Here is a 17,838-nt window from a genome sequence, read left to right as displayed (position 1 = left end):
GAACCGGGCCGGCGGCCGTCGCGGGAGACCGTGGCGTGCCGCCGGCGCGGCGCTCGTCGTCCTGCTCGCCATGGTGGGCTCCGGCCTGATCGGCGCGTCGGTCCGCACCGAGCCGCCGCCCACCCCGCCGCAGCCGCAGCCGATCGCGCAGGCCGGCCCGACCGACACCGCCGATCCGGCCGGCGTTCCCGACGCGGACGTCGCGACCGCCGCGCCGTGGGACTGGACTCCCCCGACCACTCCGGCCCCGACGGTTCCCGCACCGTCGACGGGTCCCACGACTCCCGGGGCACCGACCGGGCGGACGCCGGCGGTCCCGCCGGCTGGAGCTGTCCCGCCGGGGGGAGCCGTGCCGCCGGCCACGGCCGGGGCCGTTCCGGCCGCGCCGCCCGGCTCCCCGGCGGGCGCCCGCGGCGTGCCGGCCGGGCTGCCCCGATCGGCGCCGACCACCATCGCGATCCCCCGGATCGGGGTACGCGCGGAGATCATGACGCTCGGCACCAACCCGGACGGCACGGTGCAGGTGCCCCCGCTGGACCAGGCGATGAAGGCGGGCTGGTACTCCCCCGGCGCCAGCCCCGGTGAGGTCGGCAACGCGGTGGTGGTCGGGCACGTCGATTCCGCCAAGCTCGGCCCGGCGGTCTTCTTCAACCTCGGTGCGCTGGTGCGGGGCGACACCATCACGGTCTCCCGGCAGGACGGCTCGACCGCCACCTTCACCGTGGACGAGGTCCGGTCGTACCCGAAGACCGCCTTTCCCGCGGAGCAGGTCTACGGCCCGTCCGGCGTGCCCGGCCTGCGGGTGGTCACCTGTGGCGGGGTGTTCGACCGGAGCGCCGGCAGCTACCTGAACAACATCGTGGTCTACGCACACATGACCGCGTGACCGGCGCGGCGCGTCGGGGTGTTGAGCGGGGCCCCCTCCTCTACCGGAGGCGTTGACAGGGGGCCCCGCCTTACCGTCAGGCCGCGGCCGAGGTGCGGACCAGGGTGCGGATCTGGCGCAGCAGGACGGACAGCGCGGAGAGGTCGGCGCGGGACTCGTCGAACTCCCCCATCGCCCGGTGCGCCCGGTGGATGGACGTCGCGTTCGCCTGCTCCCACTCCTGCACCCGCTCCACCGGTGGCAGGTCGTCGGAGGTGGAGCCCAGCACCTCCGCGGTGAGCGCGGCCAGCGCGGCGTACAGGTCGTAGCGCAGCGCCATCCGGGCCAGCGTCTGCCAGCGATCCTCCCGCGGCAGCAGGGAGATCTTCGACAGCAGGGCGTCCACCCGGAACCGGTCGGAGAGCACGAAGTAGACCGAGGCCACCTCGCTCACCTGCCGCCCGGTCGTCTGCGCCGTCTCGACGATGTCGAGCAGGCCGAAGCTGTACATCAGGCGGGTCGCCTGCACGGCCAGCTCCCGCGGCAGCCCCTTGCCGACGAGCGCCTCGATGTGCGCCGCGATGGCATCCCGCTCGGTGCCCCAGAAGAGGTGCTCCAGGTCCGGCATGAGCCGGGCCACCCCGTCGCGGAGCCGGGCGATCTCCGCCGGCACGTCGATCGGCGAGCGCCGGTTCGTGACCAGCCAGCGCACCGCCCGGTCGAGCAGCCGCCGGGTGTCCAGGTAGACGGCGGTCTGCAGCTCGGGCGAGACCTTGTTGTCCAGCGCCTCCACCGCGTTCCACAGGTCGCCCAGCTCGAACACCTCGCGGACCACCACGTACGCCCGCAGCACGTCCGCCGCCGAGGCAGCCGTCTCCTCGACCACCCGGAACACGAACGAGATGCCGCCCCGGTTGATCGCCTCGTTGACCAGCACCGTGGTGACGATGTCCCGGCGCAGCCGGTGCCGCCCCATCCGGTCGGCGAATCGCTGCCGCAGCGGCGTCGGGAAGTAGTTGACCAGGACGTCGGTCGTCCACTCCTCGTCCGCCAGCCCTTCGCTGACGATCTCCCGCTCCAGCACGATCTTCACGTACGCGAGCAGCACCGCGAACTCCGGCGCGGTGAGGCCGCTCTCGGTGCGGACCGCCAGTTCCTCGTCCGGCGGCAGCGCCTCCAGCGCCCGGTCCAGCGCGCCGGACCGCTCCAGCTCGTTGATCATGCGACGGTGCACCGGGAGCAGCGAGGCGGCCTGGGCCTGGGCGTTGTTGAGCGCCCGCGCCTGGTCGTAGTTGTCCCGCAGCACCAGCTCGGCGACCTCGTCGGTCATCTGGGCCAGCAGCTCGTCGCGCTCGGGCCGGTCCAGCTCCCCGTCGGCGACCGCCGTGTTGAGCAGGATCTTGATGTTCACCTCGTGGTCGGAGCAGTCCACCCCGGCCGCGTTGTCGATGAAGTCGGTGTAGATGCGGCCACCGGTCGCGGCGTACTCGATCCGGCCCTGCTGGGTGAAGCCCAGGTTGCCGCCCTCGCCGACCACCCGGCAGCGCAGGCTCTTGCCGTCCACCCGGATGGCGTCGTTGGACTTGTCCCCGACCTCGGCGTTGGTCTGCGTCGACGCCTTGACGTAGGTGCCGATGCCGCCGTTCCAGAACAGGTCCACCGGCGCGGTGACGATCGCCTTCATCAGCTCCTGCGGGCTGAGCTGCGTGACGTCGTCGTCGAGGTCGAGCACCGCGCGCACCTGCGGCGTGATCGGCACCGACTTCGCGGTACGCGGGAAGATGCCGCCGCCGTCCGAGATCAGCTCCGGGTCGTAGTCCTCCCACGAGGACCGGGGCTTGTCGAACAGCCGCTTGCGCTCGGCGAACGAGGTGGCCGCGTCCGGGTCCGGGTCCAGGAAGATGTGCCGGTGGTCGAAGGCGGCCAGCAGCCGGATGTGCTCCGACAGCAGCATGCCGTTGCCGAACACGTCGCCGGACATGTCGCCGACGCCGACCACTGTGAAGTCCTGGGTCTGGGTGTCGTGCCCCAGCTCCCGGAAGTGCCGCTTCACCGACTCCCAGGCGCCCCGGGCGGTGATGCCCATCTTCTTGTGGTCGTAGCCGGCCGAGCCGCCGGAGGCGAACGCGTCGCCCAGCCAGAAGCGGTGCGCGGTGGAGATCTCGTTGGCGATGTCGGAGAACGTCGCCGTGCCCTTGTCCGCCGCCACCACCAGGTACGGGTCGTCGGCGTCGTGCCGCACCACGTCGTCCGGCGGCACGATCTCGCCGCTGACGATGTTGTCGGTGACGTCGAGCAGCGCGGAGATGAACTCCTTGTAGCAGACCACCGCCTCGTCCCGGTCGCCCGGCTTCTGCTTCAGCACGAAGCCGCCCTTGGCGCCGACCGGCACGATCACCGCGTTCTTCACCATCTGCGCCTTGACCAGGCCCAACACCTCGGTGCGGAAGTCCTCGCGCCGGTCGGACCAGCGCAGGCCGCCCCGGGCCACCGGCCCGAACCGCAGGTGCACGCCCTCGAACCGGGGCGAGTAGACGAAGATCTCGAACTTGGGCCGCGGCGCCGGCAGGTCCGGGATCGCCTGCGGGTCCAGCTTGAACGCCACGTACGGCTTGGGCCGACCGCCCACCGGCTTCTGGTAGAAGCTGGTGCGCAGGGTGGCCTGGATCAGCGTCAGATAGGCCCGCAGGATGCGGTCCTGGTCGAGGCTGGCCACCTCGTCCAACGCCTCGCCGATCGCGTCGACCAGCTCGCCGCTGCGCTGCCGGCGCTCGTCCAACGTGGTCGCGCCGGGCGCGAACCGGGTCTCGAAGAGCTGCACCAGCAACCCGGCGATGCGCGGGTACGCGATGAACGTCTGCTCCATGTACTCCTGGGAGAACACGGTGCCGGCCTGCCGCAGGTACTTCGCGTACGCCCGCAGCACCACCACCTGCCGCCAGGTGAGCCCGGTACGCAGCACCAGCTCGTTGAAGCCGTCCACCTCGGCCTCGCCCCGCCAGGCGGCGGCGAAGGCGTTCTCCACGTGCGGGCGCACCTCGGCCAGGTCCTGGTGCCGCTCGGGCAGCTCCAGACCGAAGTCGTAGAGCCAGATCCGGCCGTCGACGCGCTCCACCTCGTACGGGTGCTCGTCGACCACCTTCACGCCGAGCGAGTGCAGCACCGGCAGCACGGCGGAGAGCATCATCGGCTCGCCGTACCGGTAGACCTTGAACCGCACGTCCATCGACTCGTCGGCGTCGTTCGCGCGGCCGGAGTAGGCGCGGGGGGCCAGCTGCTTGCGGAACAGGTGCATCTCCAGCTGGCCGGGCTCCTCCAGCAGCTCCAGCTTCGCCAGGTCCTTCATCGCCTCGTACGGCGTGTGCCCGTCCTTGTAGCCCTCCGGGAACGCGTCGGCGTAGCGACCGAACAGGTGCTTGGCCTGCTCGTCACCGAGCTTGCGCTCCAGCACGAGCCGGTAGTCGTCGTCCCACAGCCGGGTGGCGTCGGCCAGTTCCTCGGCGAGCAGGTCGGCGTCGATCTCGCCGGGCGGGTTGTTCGGGTCGGTGCGGACGATGAAGTGCACCCGGGCCAGCATCGACTCGGTGACCCGGGTGGTGTAGTCGACCCCGACGCCGTTCAGCTCGCGCAGCAGGATGTCCTGCATGCGCAGCCGGTTCTGGGTGGTGAACCGGTCCCGGGGCAGGTAGATCAGGCAGGAGATGAACCGCCCGTACGCGTCCCGACGCAGGAAGACCCGCAACTGCCGGCGACCGGCCATCCGCAGCACGCCGATCACCGCGTGGTAGAGGTCGTCGGTCTTGATCTGGAACAGCTCGTCGCGCGGGTAAGTCTCCAGGATCTGGAGCAGGTCCTTGCCGGAGTGGCTGCGCAGGCTCAGGCCGGAACGGTCCAGCACCTCGGCCACCTTGCGGCGGACCACCGGCAGCTCCTGCACGCTGGTCCGGTAGGCGGCGGTGGAGAACAGGCCCAGGAAGCGCCGCTCCCCGACCACCTCGCCGACCTCGTTGAAGATCTTGAAGCCGATGTAGTCCAGGTAGGCCGACCGGTGCACGGTGGCGCGGGAGTTGGCCTTGGTGATGATGAGCAGGCGCTTCTCCAGCACCCGCTCGTGCGCCTCGGGGGTCATCGAGTTCAGCGACCGGGCCTCCGGCGAGTCGGACCGCAGGATGCCCAGCCCGGTGCCGAGGACCGCCTCGAGCGCCTGCCCGCCGTCCGCGCCGTCGGTGTCGACCAGGCGGTACTCCCGGTAGCCGAGGAAGGTGAAGTGGTCGTGCGCCAGCCAGCGCAGCAGCTCCACCGAGTCGGTGATGTCCTTCTCCGGCACCGGCGGGCGGTTGTCCGAGGTGCGTGCGGCGGCCAGCTCGTCGGCGAGCGCCAGCGCCCGCTGCCGCATCTTGGGCCAGTCCTCGACCGCCTCCCGCACGTCGGTGAGCACCCGCTGCAGCTCGCGCCGCACCGTCTCCCGCTCGGCCGGGTCGCGGACCGGGTCGATCTCGATCCGCATCCAGCTCTCGACCAGGTCACCGGCGATCGCGTCGTCCGGCTCCACGTCGGCGGAGACCTCGGTGAGCCGGCCCAGCGGCTCGCGCCGGACCACCACCAGCGGGTGCACCAGCAGGTGCACGTCGAGGTGCCGGGAGTTCAGCAGCGCGGTGACCGAGTCGACCAGGAACGGCATGTCGTCGGTGACGATCTCGACGACGGTGTGGTGCTGCTCGGCGTCCGGCTCGTGGATCCGCAGCTTCAGCTCGCCCGGCACCCGCTGCTGGGCCAGGTCCCGGTGCGCCCGGGCCGCCTCCAGCATCTCCTCGGCGGTGAAGCCGATCAGCTCCTCGTCCGGCGCGAACCGCCAGAAGCGGTCCACCAGCGTGGCGGCGTCATGGTCCTCGCCGGCCAGCGCGACCGCCTGGGCGACCAGCCGTTCCGCGTTGGGCACCGGCTCGTCCAGCTCGGCGTCCTCGACGTCGTCGGCCAGCGCCTGCGCGGGCAGACCCAGGTCGTAGAGGGTGTCGATGCTGGAACCGGTCAGGCCGGTCACTCCTGTGTCGAGACGGCCGAAACCGTCCCCGTCGGTCGCCGAATCGAAGCTGTCATCGTCCCGGCTGGTGTCAGCCTGGAGATCGGGTCCCGGTTTGATCGCCGGACGCCGGTCCATCGGTGCCACTCCCCTCGACCCACCGCGTTGTGGGTCACTCTGCCGCCCAGCCTAGGCCTGCCGTTGTGCCCCTCGGTCGGCGGACCACTGGCCGGACGTCCGGATCGGGACTGTGCCCTTTCACCTGTTGCGGGTGCGTGGTCGGCCGGTCGCGGAGTACCCCGGCTGGCGATGTTCATCACACTGTCACACGCCACTTCTCACGTCGCCCACACGGTGGCGGGGCGGTGGGGAGCCACGTGCCGTATTAGCGTGCAGGTCAGCTACGCACCGGAGGGACCCCTTCATGCCCGTGTCGTACCCCGTTCGCCCCCGCCGCCAATCCCGCCGCCGGCTGACCGCGGCGCTGGCCGCCACGCTGATGGCCGCCGGCGTGCTGGTCGGGTGCTCGGGCGAGGACGGGCCGGAGCGCACCGTCGACGCCTTCCTGAGCGGTTGGCGCTCGGGTGACCTGCAGGCGGTCGGCTTCGTCGAGCCGACCGGCGGGCGGGTGCCGGCCACCGAGGTGACGAAACGGCTTCGGGCGCTCTCCGGCGAGCTGGCCGCCAACCCGCCGGAGCTGGAGCGCACCGGCGAGATCAAGGTCGCCGGGGACATCGCGACCGCCCGCGTCCGGGTGAGCTGGCCGCTGCCGGGCGGCACCCGCTGGGCGTACGAGAACCCGGTCCGCCTCCGCGGCGGCGGTGACGAGTGGCAGGTGATCTGGGAGCCGAGCCTGGTGCACGAGAAGCTGGAGGCCGACGACCATCTCGCCCTGCGCCGGGAGGTGGCGGAGCGCGCCGGGGTGCTGGACGCCGCCGGCAACCCGATCGTCTCGCCCCGCCCGGTGGTCCGGGTGCAGATCGCGCCGGGCGAGGTCACCGACGCGCCGGGCCTGGTCCGTCGGCTCGACGCCGCGTTCAAGGCGATCCGGCCCCCGCTCACCCCGCCGGTCGACCTCAGCGACCTGCCCAAGCGCCTCAAGGAGGCGGACCGGGGCGCGCTCGTCGAGGTGGTGACCCTGCGCGACGAGGCCTACCGGCAGATCAAGCCCCGCATCTACGACCTGCCCGGCACCCGGTTCCCCACCGACAAGCTCATGCTCGCACCGACCCGGGAGTTCGCCCGGGCGCTGCTCGGCTCGGTCGACCCGGCCCAGGCCGACGACCTCAAGGCCCACCCCGACCGCTACGTCCGGGGCGACCTAGTCGGCCACGGCGGCCTCCAGGGCCGCTACGACGAACGGCTGCGCGGCACCCCCGGCGTCACCGTGATCACCGAGCGGCCCGTCGCCGAGGGCGCCACCGAACCCACCGGCACCGAGGTGTTCCGCAGCGACCCGAAGCCCGGGCAGCCGGTGAAGACCACTCTGGACGTGGCCACCCAGAACGCCGCCGACACCGCGCTGCGGAGCGAGAAGCGACGCTCGGCGCTGGTCGCCGTGCGGGTCGGCGACGGCGCGGTGCTGGCGGCCGCGAACGGCCCCGGCGCGGCCGGCGAGAACCTCGCCTTCACCGCCCAGGTGCCGCCGGGTTCGACGTTCAAGATGGTCAGCGCGCTCGGCCTGCTCGACCAGGGCGCGGTGACGCCGCAGACCACGGTGGCCTGCCCGAAGACCGCCGAGGTCGACGGCCGGATCTTCAAGAACTCGGACAACTTCGAGCTGGGCGCGGTGCCGTTCGCCACCGACTTCGCCAAGTCCTGCAACACCGCCTTCACCGCGCTGGCCCCGAAGCTCGGCGCGGACGGTCTCGCCCGGGCCGGCCGTACGCTCGGTCTGGAGGCCGGTTGGGACCTCGGGGTGGACGCGTTCACCGGCAAGGTGTCCGCGAACGGAGGGGCCACCGAGCAGGCGGCCGCCGCGATCGGCCAGGGCACCACGGTGGTCAGCCCACTGGCGATGGCCGGCGCCACCGCGGCGGTGGCCCGGGGCCGTTTCGAGCAGCCCAAGCTGCTGCTCGACCCGGCGCCGGCCAAGCCCGCCCCGGCCGGGCCGGAGCTCAAGCCGGAGTCCGTGGCGGCGCTGAGGACCCTGATGCGCGGCGTGGTCACCGGCGGCACCGGCGCCGCGCTGGCGGACGTGCCCGGCGGTCCGGTGCACGGCAAGACCGGCACCGCCGAATACGACAACAACCCGGCGCACACCCACGCCTGGTTCGTGGGCTGGCAGGGCGACGTGGCCTTCGCCGTCTTCGTCGAGCAGGGCGGCTCCAGCACCACCAGCGCGGTGCCGATCGCCGAGCGCTTCCTGCGCGGTCTGCCCCGCTGACCCGGAGGCGTCCGACCGGGTCGGCCCGCGAGCCGTCGGCGTCCCACCGACCGGTTGGCCCGCGAGCCCCGTCGGCGTCCCACCGACCGGTCGGCGGCGGAGGCGCGGGGCGCGCCGTCCGCCCGGCTCCGCCGCCCGGTCAGTCGGTGCCGTCGCCGACGGCAGACGCCTCCCCGACCGGGGCCGCGTCCGCGTCGGGGACCGCGACCCGGCGGAGCAGGCCGGGGCCGACCGCCGACAGTGCTTCCCCGCCACCGGGCACCTCCGGCTCCGGGTCGCGCTCGATGCCGCCGTCCGCAGCGGCCGGCGGGCCGATCGGATCGGTCGCGACGGCGGGCGCGGGCACGCCCGCCGCGACACGTTCGGCCGGGTGGCTGGTGCCCGCGCGGGGCGCCGGCGCGACCGGCCCGGCCGGCAGCAGCCGGGGCGGCATCGCACCCGGGGCGGCGACCGGGGCGAGCCCGGCCACCACGGTGTTCACGATCTCCGCCGCGTACGCGCCGTCCGGGTCGTAGTCCGGGTCGAAGACGGTCAGCTCGACGCCGAGGCAGTGCGGGGTGTCGACCAGCCCGGCGAGCAGGATCTCCAGCTCGGCGAAGGCGATGCCGCCGGGGTCGGGCGCGTCGACGGCCGGCATCACCGCCGGGTCGAGCACGTCCACGTCGATGTGCACCCAGTAGCCGGCGCAGTCCACGAGTTGCTCGTGCGCCCACTGGGCGGTCCGGGCGGCGCCCTCCGCGCGCAGCGCCGGCACCGGCCGGGTCGTGATGCCGGCGGCCTGCAGGTCGAGCCGGTACTCGTCCTGCGCGCGGATGCCGAGCACCACCACGTCGACGTCCCGGAAGTAGGGCCGGCGCCCCTCGATCGCGGCCAGGTCGGGCTGGCCCCGCCCGGTGACCAGCGCCAGGTCCTCCCCCGCCGCCGCCCCGACGTACGAGGCGTTGCCGGGGTGCCGGAAGTCGGAGTGGCCGTCGACGAAGACCAGCCCGATCCGCCCGCCGACCGCCTCGCCGAGCCGGTGCATGGCCAGCGCCGAGCCGAGCAGCACCGAGCAGTCCCCGCCGAGCACCAGCGGGAACTCGCCACGGTCGATGATGGCGCCGATCCGGTCGGCCAGCGCCACCGAGTACGCGGAGATCTCCGGCGCGTGGCAGACGCCGTCGCCCGGGCGCCAGTCACCGGGGTCGTACCGGGGCGAGGTGAGGCAGCCGGCGTCGCGGGCGCGCAGCCGGGCCAGCAGCCCGTGGTCGCGCAGCGCACCGGGCGCCTTGCCGCAGCCGGGGACGGAGCTGGCCGTGGGCGGGCGCAGCCCGAGGTTCGTCGGCGCGTCGAGGACGGCGATCCGGCGCATCATGAGCTCCCGTCCTCGGTGGTCGTGCGGGCCGGCGGTGCGCCGGCCCGCACGGGTGTGCGTCGGGTTCAGAACAACGCGCTGGCCAGTGCGCGTCGGGCGGAGGCCACGGCGGGGTCGTCCGGGCCGGCGATGGTGAACAGGGCGATCAGGTGCTGGCGTACCCGGTCCCGCTCCTCGCCGGCGGTCCGGCGGACGGTGGCGACCAGACGCTGGTAGGCCTGCTCGGCCAGGCCGCTGAGCACCTCGATGTCCGCGGCCAGCAGCTGGGCGTCCACGTCGTCGGGGGCGGCCGCCGCGGCGTCGAGCGCGCCCTGCGGGTCCGCGCCGGCCACCCGGCGGGCCAACCCGACCTGCGCCAGGCCGGCCTCCGCCGCCGCGTCGGCCGGGGACTCGGCCAGGATCTTCCGGTATTCCGCCTCGGCGGCGTCGAGGTCGCCGCTCATCAGCGCGTCGTCGGCCGCGTCGAGCCTCGGGTCCTCCGGCTCGGCCACGCTGACCCCGGCGGCCTTGAGCACGGCCTGGAGCCACTTGCGCAACTCCGACTCCGGCAGCGGGCCCGGGAAGGCGTCGACCGGGCGGCCACCGACGATGGCGTAGGTGGTGGGCAGCGCCTGGAGCTGGAACATCTGCGCGAGCCGGGGCTGCTGCTGCACGTCGACCCGGGCCAGGAGCCACGCTCCGGCGCCCTCGGCGGCCAGCTTCTCCAGCACCGGGGCGAACTGGTCGCTCTCCGGGTAGCCGGCGGCGCCGAAGAAGACCACGACCGGTGTGCTGAGCGAGCGTTCGAGCACCTCGGACTGGATGTTCGCCTCGGTCACGTCGATCACGGCGGCCGAGCCGGCGGGGCTGCCCGGCAGCCCGGCGGGCGGCGCGCCCTGGGACGGTGTGGCGGGAGGGGTGTCGGCCGGTGCGGGGGTGCGCAGCGCGCTGAGGTCGACCGCGCCGCGGGTGAAGATCGACGAGGTGATCCGTGGGTCGCTCATGGTTGTCTAGTCTCGCACGTGCCGCACCGAACTCTGCTCAGCCGCAACGGCGACGTTGCGACTCTCACCCCTGCTCAGACGTGCAAGGAGGAGCCCTCGCTCCACACGCGTGGAGCGGGGACTCCTCCTGACGCCGCTAGAAGCGGGCGGGCTCCCGGTAGACGCCCCACTCGCCGCGCAGCGCGTCGCAGATCTCGCCCAGGGTGGCCTCGGCGCGGACCGCGTCCAGCATCGCCGGGATCATGTTCTCCCCGGTGCGGCTGACCTCCACCATCCGGCGTACGGCGGCGGTGACCGCGGCGTCGTCGCGGGCCGACTTGCGCTCGGCCAGCACCCGGCGCTGCTCCAGCTCCACCTCGTGCGAGATGCGCAGGATCTCCAGCTCCTTGGCGACCGTGCCGGTGTGGCAGTTCACGCCGACGATCTTCTTGTCGCCCTTCTCCAGCGCCTGCTGGTAGACGAACGCCGACTCGGCGATGTGCCCGGTGAACCAGCCGTCCTCGATGCCGCGCAGGATGCCCGACGTCATCGGGCCGATCTGGTGCGGACCCTCGCCGCCGAGCTGCCTGATCCGCGCGAAGATCTCCTCCGCCTCGGCCTCGATCCGGTCGGTGAGCGCCTCGACGTACCAGGCGCCGCCGAGCGGGTCGGCCACGTTCGTCACCCCGGTCTCCTCCATCAGCACCTGCTGGGTACGCAGGGCGATCTCGGCGGACTCGTCGGTGGGCAGCGCGAGCGTCTCGTCCAGCGCGTTGGTGTGCAGCGAGTTGGTGCCGCCGAGCACCGCGGCGAGGGCCTCCACCGCGGTGCGTACCACGTTGTTGACCGGCTGCTGGGCGGTCAGCGACACCCCGGCGGTCTGCGTGTGGAACCGCAGCCACTGCGCCTTCTCGCTGGTGGCGCCGTAGACGTCGCGCAGCCAGCGGGCCCAGATCCGGCGCGCGGCGCGGAACTTGGCGATCTCCTCGAAGAAGTCGAGGTGGGAGTCGAAGAAGAAGCTCAGCCCGGGGGCGAAGACGTTGACGTCCAGCCCGCGCGACAGGCCCAGCTCGACGTAGCCGAAGCCGTCGGCCAGCGTGTACGCCAGCTCCTGCGCGGCGGTCGAGCCGGCCTCCCGGATGTGGTAGCCGGAGACCGAGAGCGGCTTGTAGCGCGGGATCTCGGCGGCGCAGTATTCCATCAGGTCGCCGATCAGGCGCAGGTGCGGCTCGGGGTCGAAGAGCCACTCCTTCTGCGCGATGTACTCCTTGAAGATGTCCGTCTGCAGCGTGCCGTCCAGCGTGGACAGGTCGGCGCCCTGCCGCTCGGCGGCCACCAGGTACATGCAGAAGACCGGCACGGCCGGGCCGGAGATGGTCATCGAGGTGGTGACGCCGGCCAGGTCGATGCCGTCGAAGAGCACCTCCATGTCGGCGGCCGAGTCGACCGCCACGCCGCAGTGGCCGACCTCGCCGAGCGACTGCGGGTCGTCCGAGTCGCGTCCCATCAGCGTCGGCATGTCGAAGGCGACGGAGAGCCCGCCGCCACCGGCGCCGAGGATCATCTTGTAGCGCTCGTTGGTCTGCCGGGCGTTGCCGAAGCCGGCGAACTGCCGGATGGTCCAGGCCCGTCCGCGGTAGCCGGTCGGGTGCAGACCCCTGGTGTACGGGAACTCGCCCGGCCAGCCGATGCGCTCGAAGCCCGGGTACGCGGTCCCCTCCGGCGGGCCGTACACCGGGTCGACCGGCAGCCCGGAGAGCGTGGTGAAGTCCGCGTCGCGCTTGCGGGCGGCGTCGTAGCGGGCCTGCCAGCGGGCGCGGCCAGCGGCGATCTCGTCAGCGTCCATGCGCGGGCTCCTCCTCGAGTCCTCGTCAGAACACCGAGTGTAGAACGCGCACCTGAACGATCGCTAAGGACGGGCGTACCGGCCGGTAACCGGGGAGCGGGCAGCGCCGGCCGCCGACCATCCGCAGGTCGCGGAAGACCCGACGGCGTACGCCCTGCGCGTCCTCGGCCGACACGGTGGTCTCGCCGGGGTCGGCGGTACCGACGGCGGCGACGGACCGGGCGTTTGACGTCCATGCCGTTCCACTCGTGGCGCTCAGGCCGGGTGGGTGGAACGCGAGCCCGCCGGTCGACGGGCGTAGACGGGCCGATCCGACTGGCATCCGTGCGGCACGTACCCGAGTGACGCGATCGGAACGCCACCGGCGACGCCAGTTCGCCGACGTGGTGGCTTCCGACGAGCACCCGCCCGGCATTACGCCGAAGTGGCGGTATCAAGACCGGCGCGATACCGCCACTTCGGCGTAATGGTGTTGATCATCGTCGGGCTGGGCCGGGCGACCCACATTTGCCATCAAGTTTGCAGGCGGCGTGAACCCATTTGCGGGTCAGCGCACTGATGCGCCCGGGGCACCGATCGCGACGTCGTCCACCCGGATGTTGATCTCGTCGACGCGCAGCCCGTACGCCTCGACCGCGGACGTGACAGCGGCCCGCACGCCGTCGGTGACCTGCGGCACCGGGTGACCACCGTCGATCACGATGACCAGGTTGACCACGGCCGCGCCGTCGGTGACGTGCGCGGAGCAGCCGCGCCGGGCGTCACCGAGCTGGTCCAGACCGACCCGGTCGAACACGGCGTTGAAGAACCGGGCCACGTCGCCGCCCAGCTCGGCCACGCCGGGCACGGACTTCGCGGCGGCCACCGCGATCTTCTCCACCACCTCGTCGGCGACGTGCGTCGTCCCGCCCGCCGTGGCGTCCGGCGTCATCGACAGCTCCTGCGTAGCCTCGTGCTCCACGCCTGCTCCCCATCCCCCTCGCCCAACCAGACCACGGGAGCGTAGCGGTTCAGGTGCCGAGCTGGGTCAGCAACTCGTCCGCCGCGGCGTACGGATCGAGGGTGCCCTCGGCCACCTTGGCGGCGAGCGTCGGGAGTTGCGTACCGTCGCGCAGTGAACCGATCTTGGCGCGGAGGGCGCCGAGCGCGATGGCCTCGATCTCGGCGGCGGCCCGCGCCTCCCGGCGGCGGCGCAGCTCGTCGTGCCGCTCCAGCCAGTCGCGGTGCTTGTCGATCGCGGCGGCGATGTCGTCGATGCCCTCGGCCCGGGCGGCGATCGCACGCACCACCTGCGGGCGCCACTCCCCCGGGCCGCGCTCGCCGAGCGCGATCATGCCCTGGATGTCGCGCACGGTGGCGTCGACGCCGTCCCGGTCGGCCTTGTTGACCACGAAGACATCGGCGATCTCCAGGATGCCGGCCTTGACCGCCTGGATCGCGTCGCCCATGCCCGGGGCGAGCAGCACCAGCGTGGTGTCGGCCAGCGAGGCCACCTCCACCTCGGCCTGCCCGACGCCGACGGTCTCGACCAGCACCACGTCGCAGCCGGCGCCCTCCAGCACACGCACCGCCTGGGGCGTGGCGGCGGAGAGCCCGCCGAGGTGGCCCCGGCTGGACATGGAACGGATGTAGACCCCGGGGTCGGTGGCGTGGTCCTGCATCCGGACCCGGTCGCCGAGGATCGCCCCGCCGGTGAACGGGCTGGACGGGTCGATGGCCAGCACGCCGACCCGGTGACCGCGCGCCCGCAGCGCGCGTACCAGCTCGTTCGTGGTGGTCGACTTGCCCACGCCCGGCGAACCGGTCAGGCCGACCACCTGGGCGTGCCCGGCGTAGGGCGCCAGCGCGGCCGCGACCTGCGGCAGCACCTCGTCGCCGGACTCGACCAGGGTGATCAGCCGGGCCACCGCGCGGGGGTCACCCGCGCGGGCCCGCTCGACCAGCAGGGGTACGTCCCGGCTGCGGCGCACCGGGCCGGCGGCCGGGATGGTCACGTCACTCACGCGTGGGACTCGCCGCCCGTCGGCACGTGGATGATCAGCGCGTCGCCCTGGCCGCCGCCGCCGCAGAGCGCGGCCGCGCCGGTGCCACCGCCGCGGCGCTTCAGCTCCAGCGCGAGCGTGAGCACCAGCCGGGCGCCGGACATGCCGATCGGGTGGCCGAGCGCGATCGCGCCGCCGTTGACGTTGACCTTGTCCGCGCTGATACCGAGGTCGCGGCTGGACTGGATGCCGACCGCGGCGAACGCCTCGTTGATCTCGATGAGGTCGAGGTCGTCGATGCCCAGGCCGCCCTTCTTCAGAGCGTGGTTGATGGCGTTGGACGGCTGCGAGTGCAGGGAGTTGTCCGGCCCGGCCACGTTGCCGTGCGCGCCGATCTCGGCCAGCCAGGTGAGCCCCAGCTCGGTCGCCTTGGCCTTGCTCATCACGACCACCGCGGCGGCGCCGTCGGAGATCGGCGAGGCGCTGCCCGCGGTGATGGTGCCGTCCTTGGCGAAGGCGGGGCGCAGCCGGCCCAGCGACTCGGCGGTGGTGTCCGGCCGGATGCCCTCGTCCTCGCTGACCACCAGCGGGTCGCCCTTGCGCTGCGGGATGATCACCGGGGTGATCTCCTCGGCGAAGTGGCCGTTCTTCTGGGCGGCGGCGGCGCGCTGGTGGCTGGCGGCGGCGAACGCGTCCTGCTCGGCGCGGCTGATGCCGTGCTTCGCGCCGTGCCGCTCGGTGGACTCACCCATGGAGCAGCAGTCCCAGGCGTCGGTGAGGCCGTCGAGCGCCATGTGGTCCTTGACCGTCACGTCGCCGTACTTGTAGCCGGAGCGCTGCCCGAGCAGCAGGTGCGGGGCGTTGGTCATCGACTCCATGCCACCGGCCACCACGATGTCGAACTCGCCGGCGCGGATGAGCTGGTCGGCCAGCGCGATCGCGTCCAGGCCGGAGAGGCAGACCTTGTTGATGGTCAGCGCCGGGGTGGACATCGGGATGCCGGCCTCGACGGCGGCCTGCCGGGCCGGGATCTGGCCGGCGCCGGCCTGGAGCACCTGCCCCATGATCACGTACTGCACCTGGTCGGGTGCCACGCCGGCGCGCTCCAGCGCCGCCTTGATCGCGATGCCGCCGAGCCTGGTCGCCGGGAGGTCCTTGAGGTTGCCCAGCAGGCGACCCATCGGGGTCCGCGCGCCGCTGACGATCACCGAAGCCATGCCTGCCTCCGAGGGGGGTGCCGACCTGTACGCCTTAACGATTGTTCGGTCAGACTAGCGCCATGGCTGAGAACTCCTCCGTCGAGCCCGCTGCCGAGTTTGTCACAGACATCGGTCTGCGCCGCATCGACCACGTCGGGATCGCCGTCGCGGACCTGGACGCCGCGATCGACTTCTACCAGCGCACCTTCGGCATGCGCTGCGTGCACACCGAGACGAACGACGAGCAGGGCGTACGCGAGGCCATGCTGGCGGTCGGGCCGGACGCCTCCGGCGGCATGGTGCAGTTGCTGGCCCCGCTCTCGCCGGACACGACGATCGGCAAGTTCCTGGACAAGCGCGGTCCCGGTATCCAGCAGGTCGCCTACACGGTGGCGGACATCGACGTGGCCTGCGCGGCGCTGCGCGAGCGCGGTGTCCGGCTGCTCTATGAGGCCCCGCGGCGCGGGACGTCCGACTCCCGGGTCAACTTCGTACACCCGAAGGACGCCGGAGGCGTCCTGATCGAGTTGGTCCAGCCCGCCTGAGGTGTAAGCAGGGGCCCCCTGTTAACAGACGTCTGTTAACAGGGGGCCCTTCCTAACACGTGGGAAGACGCGCGGCCATGCGCGGTTTCACGTTCCCATGGGCATCTCCACGCATCGGCCGATGCAGTTTTTCACAGAGGGCTTCCCGCCCTAGCTACCGTTCAGTAACGTCCGGCCCCACAGGAGCGCGACCGGTGCCGGATGTGTCGATTGCCGACATGGTGGTCCCGTCACGCCGGCGCCGACGATGGCAGCACCCCTGCCCCCGGTGCGGGTGCTGACGAACGGGAGGTCACCGTGCAGGACATCCTTGAAGCGATCATGGCGGCGGAGGGCTCGGCGCAGCCGGAGCGGGAACTCGCCGGCCTGGCCGGCCTGCCCGTACCGGAGAGCTACCGCGGCGTGGTGGTCCGCGCCGAGGACACCCGGATGTTCGACGGCATGGCCACCCGGGACAAGGACCCGCGCAAGGCGCTGCACGTCCAGGAGGTGCCCACCCCCGAGCTGGCTCCGGGCGAGGCCCTGGTCGCGGTGATGGCCAGCGCGATCAACTACAACACGGTGTGGACGAGCATCTTCGAGCCGCTGCCCACGTTCAAGTTCCTCCAGCGCTACGGCCGGCTCTCCGAGCTGACCCGCCGGCACGACCTGCCGTACCACGTGGTCGGCTCGGACGCGGCCGGCGTGGTGCTGCGGACCGGGCCCGGCGTGACCCGCTGGAAGGCCGGCGACGAGGTGGTCGCGCACTGCCTGTCGGTCGAGCTGGAGGACGCCGCCGGCCACGACGACACCATGCTCGACCCGCAGCAGCGGATCTGGGGGTTCGAGACCAACTTCGGCGGCCTGGCCGAGCTATGCGTGGTCAAGGCCAACCAGCTGATGCCGAAGCCGCGCCACCTGAGCTGGGAGGAGGCGGCGAGCCCCGGGCTGGTCAACTCCACCGCCTACCGGCAGCTCGTCTCGCACCACGGCGCCAACATGAAGCAGGGCGACGTGGTGCTGATCTGGGGCGCGTCCGGCGGCCTGGGCGGCTACGCCACCCAGATGGCGCTCAACGGGGGCGCGATCCCGGTCTGCGTGGTCTCCTCGCCGGAGAAGGCCGAGCTGTGCCGGAAGATGGGCGCCGAGCTGGTGATCGACCGCACCGCCGAGGGTTTCCGGTTCTGGTCCGACGAGCAGACGCAGGACCAGGACGAGTGGCGCCGCTTCGGCGAGCGGATCCGCGAGCTGACCGGCGGCGAGGACCCGGACATCGTGTTCGAGCACCCGGGCCGGGAGACGTTCGGCGCCAGCGTCTACGTCGCCAAGAAGGGCGGCACGATCGTCACCTGCGCCTCCACCAGCGGCTTCCTGCACCAGTACGACAACCGCTACCTGTGGATGCACCTCAAGCGCATCGTCGGCAGCCACTTCGCCAACTACCACGAGGCGTGGCAGGCCAACCGGCTGGTCGCGCTCGGCAAGGTGCACCCGACCGTGTCGAAGACCTATCCGCTGGAGCAGACCGGCCAGGCCGCGTACGAGGTGCACCGCAACGCGCACCAGGGCAAGGTCGGGGTGCGCTGCCTCGCGCCGAACGACGGGCTCGGCGTCCGGGACACCGAGCTGCGGTCCCGGCACGAAAGCGCGATCAACCGGTTCCGCGGGCACTGACCGTACGGCGACGCCGGATTGCCTTT

Annotated in this window: 11 protein-coding genes; 4 read left to right on the top strand and 7 right to left on the bottom strand. The window is 72.6% G+C overall.

The window, feature by feature from the left end:
* Positions 1-70 precede the first annotated feature (70 nt).
* A complete protein-coding gene (locus O7598_RS05045) occupies positions 71-886 on the top strand; it encodes a class F sortase (protein ID WP_269694751.1) in 816 nt (271 codons plus the stop codon).
* 76 nt (positions 887-962) lie between these two features.
* On the opposite strand, the gene O7598_RS05040 is transcribed toward O7598_RS05045, so the two are convergent.
* Entirely contained in the window at positions 963-6,023 is a 5,061-nt protein-coding gene (locus O7598_RS05040; protein WP_269690225.1) for an NAD-glutamate dehydrogenase, read from the bottom strand.
* A gap of 286 nt (positions 6,024-6,309) precedes the next feature.
* Between O7598_RS05040 and O7598_RS05035 the strand changes: the two genes are divergently transcribed.
* On the top strand, positions 6,310-8,271 hold the full coding sequence (locus O7598_RS05035) for a penicillin-binding transpeptidase domain-containing protein (RefSeq protein ID WP_269690224.1): 1,962 nt from the start codon (positions 6,310-6,312) through the stop codon (positions 8,269-8,271).
* A 139-nt stretch (positions 8,272-8,410) separates the two neighbouring features.
* On the opposite strand, the gene O7598_RS05030 is transcribed toward O7598_RS05035, so the two are convergent.
* From O7598_RS05030 to O7598_RS05005, 6 genes are all read right to left on the bottom strand, one after another.
* On the bottom strand, positions 8,411-9,625 hold the full coding sequence (locus O7598_RS05030; RefSeq protein WP_269690223.1) for an arginase family protein: 1,215 nt from the start codon (positions 9,623-9,625) through the stop codon (positions 8,411-8,413).
* Positions 9,626-9,690: 65 nt separating this feature from the next.
* On the bottom strand, positions 9,691-10,608 hold the full coding sequence (locus O7598_RS05025; protein WP_091069250.1) for a tetratricopeptide repeat protein: 918 nt from the start codon (positions 10,606-10,608) through the stop codon (positions 9,691-9,693).
* 136 nt (positions 10,609-10,744) lie between these two features.
* A complete protein-coding gene (locus O7598_RS05020; protein ID WP_269690222.1) occupies positions 10,745-12,433 on the bottom strand; it encodes an acyl-CoA mutase large subunit family protein in 1,689 nt (562 codons plus the stop codon).
* Between the two features lie 547 nt (positions 12,434-12,980).
* Positions 12,981-13,394, bottom strand: a complete 414-nt coding sequence (locus O7598_RS05015) for an Asp23/Gls24 family envelope stress response protein (RefSeq protein WP_269690221.1) — start codon at positions 13,392-13,394, stop codon at positions 12,981-12,983.
* 49 nt (positions 13,395-13,443) lie between these two features.
* Positions 13,444-14,427 (bottom strand): methylmalonyl Co-A mutase-associated GTPase MeaB, encoded by a 984-nt coding sequence (gene meaB, locus O7598_RS05010; RefSeq protein ID WP_442929914.1) that lies wholly within the window; start codon positions 14,425-14,427, stop codon positions 13,444-13,446.
* Positions 14,428-14,432: 5 nt separating this feature from the next.
* Positions 14,433-15,632, bottom strand: a complete 1,200-nt coding sequence (locus tag O7598_RS05005) for an acetyl-CoA C-acetyltransferase (RefSeq protein ID WP_269690219.1) — start codon at positions 15,630-15,632, stop codon at positions 14,433-14,435.
* 62 nt (positions 15,633-15,694) lie between these two features.
* Between O7598_RS05005 and mce the strand changes: the two genes are divergently transcribed.
* Both mce and ccrA read left to right on the top strand, forming a co-directional pair.
* A complete protein-coding gene (gene mce, locus O7598_RS05000) occupies positions 15,695-16,159 on the top strand; it encodes a methylmalonyl-CoA epimerase (RefSeq protein ID WP_181570004.1) in 465 nt (154 codons plus the stop codon).
* 297 nt (positions 16,160-16,456) lie between these two features.
* On the top strand, positions 16,457-17,812 hold the full coding sequence (ccrA, locus tag O7598_RS04995) for a crotonyl-CoA carboxylase/reductase (RefSeq protein ID WP_269690218.1): 1,356 nt from the start codon (positions 16,457-16,459) through the stop codon (positions 17,810-17,812).
* Positions 17,813-17,838 lie beyond the last annotated feature (26 nt).

The organism is Micromonospora sp. WMMC241 (genome assembly GCF_027460165.1).
GTDB lineage: Bacteria > Actinomycetota > Actinomycetes > Mycobacteriales > Micromonosporaceae > Micromonospora > Micromonospora humi.
The sequence above is the reverse complement of the archived record's forward strand: the minus strand, read 5'-3'. Positions and strand labels throughout refer to the sequence as shown.

Coding starts and splice junctions, on each gene's coding strand:
- O7598_RS05045 (WP_269694751.1), top strand. CDS start 71: ATGGTGGGCTCCGGCCTGATCGGCGCGTCGGTCCGCACCGAGCCGCCG.
- O7598_RS05040 (WP_269690225.1), bottom strand. CDS start 6,023: ATGGACCGGCGTCCGGCGATCAAACCGGGACCCGATCTCCAGGCTGAC.
- O7598_RS05035 (WP_269690224.1), top strand. CDS start 6,310: ATGCCCGTGTCGTACCCCGTTCGCCCCCGCCGCCAATCCCGCCGCCGG.
- O7598_RS05030 (WP_269690223.1), bottom strand. CDS start 9,625: ATGATGCGCCGGATCGCCGTCCTCGACGCGCCGACGAACCTCGGGCTG.
- O7598_RS05025 (WP_091069250.1), bottom strand. CDS start 10,608: ATGAGCGACCCACGGATCACCTCGTCGATCTTCACCCGCGGCGCGGTC.
- O7598_RS05020 (WP_269690222.1), bottom strand. CDS start 12,433: ATGGACGCTGACGAGATCGCCGCTGGCCGCGCCCGCTGGCAGGCCCGC.
- O7598_RS05005 (WP_269690219.1), bottom strand. CDS start 15,632: ATGGCTTCGGTGATCGTCAGCGGCGCGCGGACCCCGATGGGTCGCCTG.
- mce (WP_181570004.1), top strand. CDS start 15,695: ATGGCTGAGAACTCCTCCGTCGAGCCCGCTGCCGAGTTTGTCACAGAC.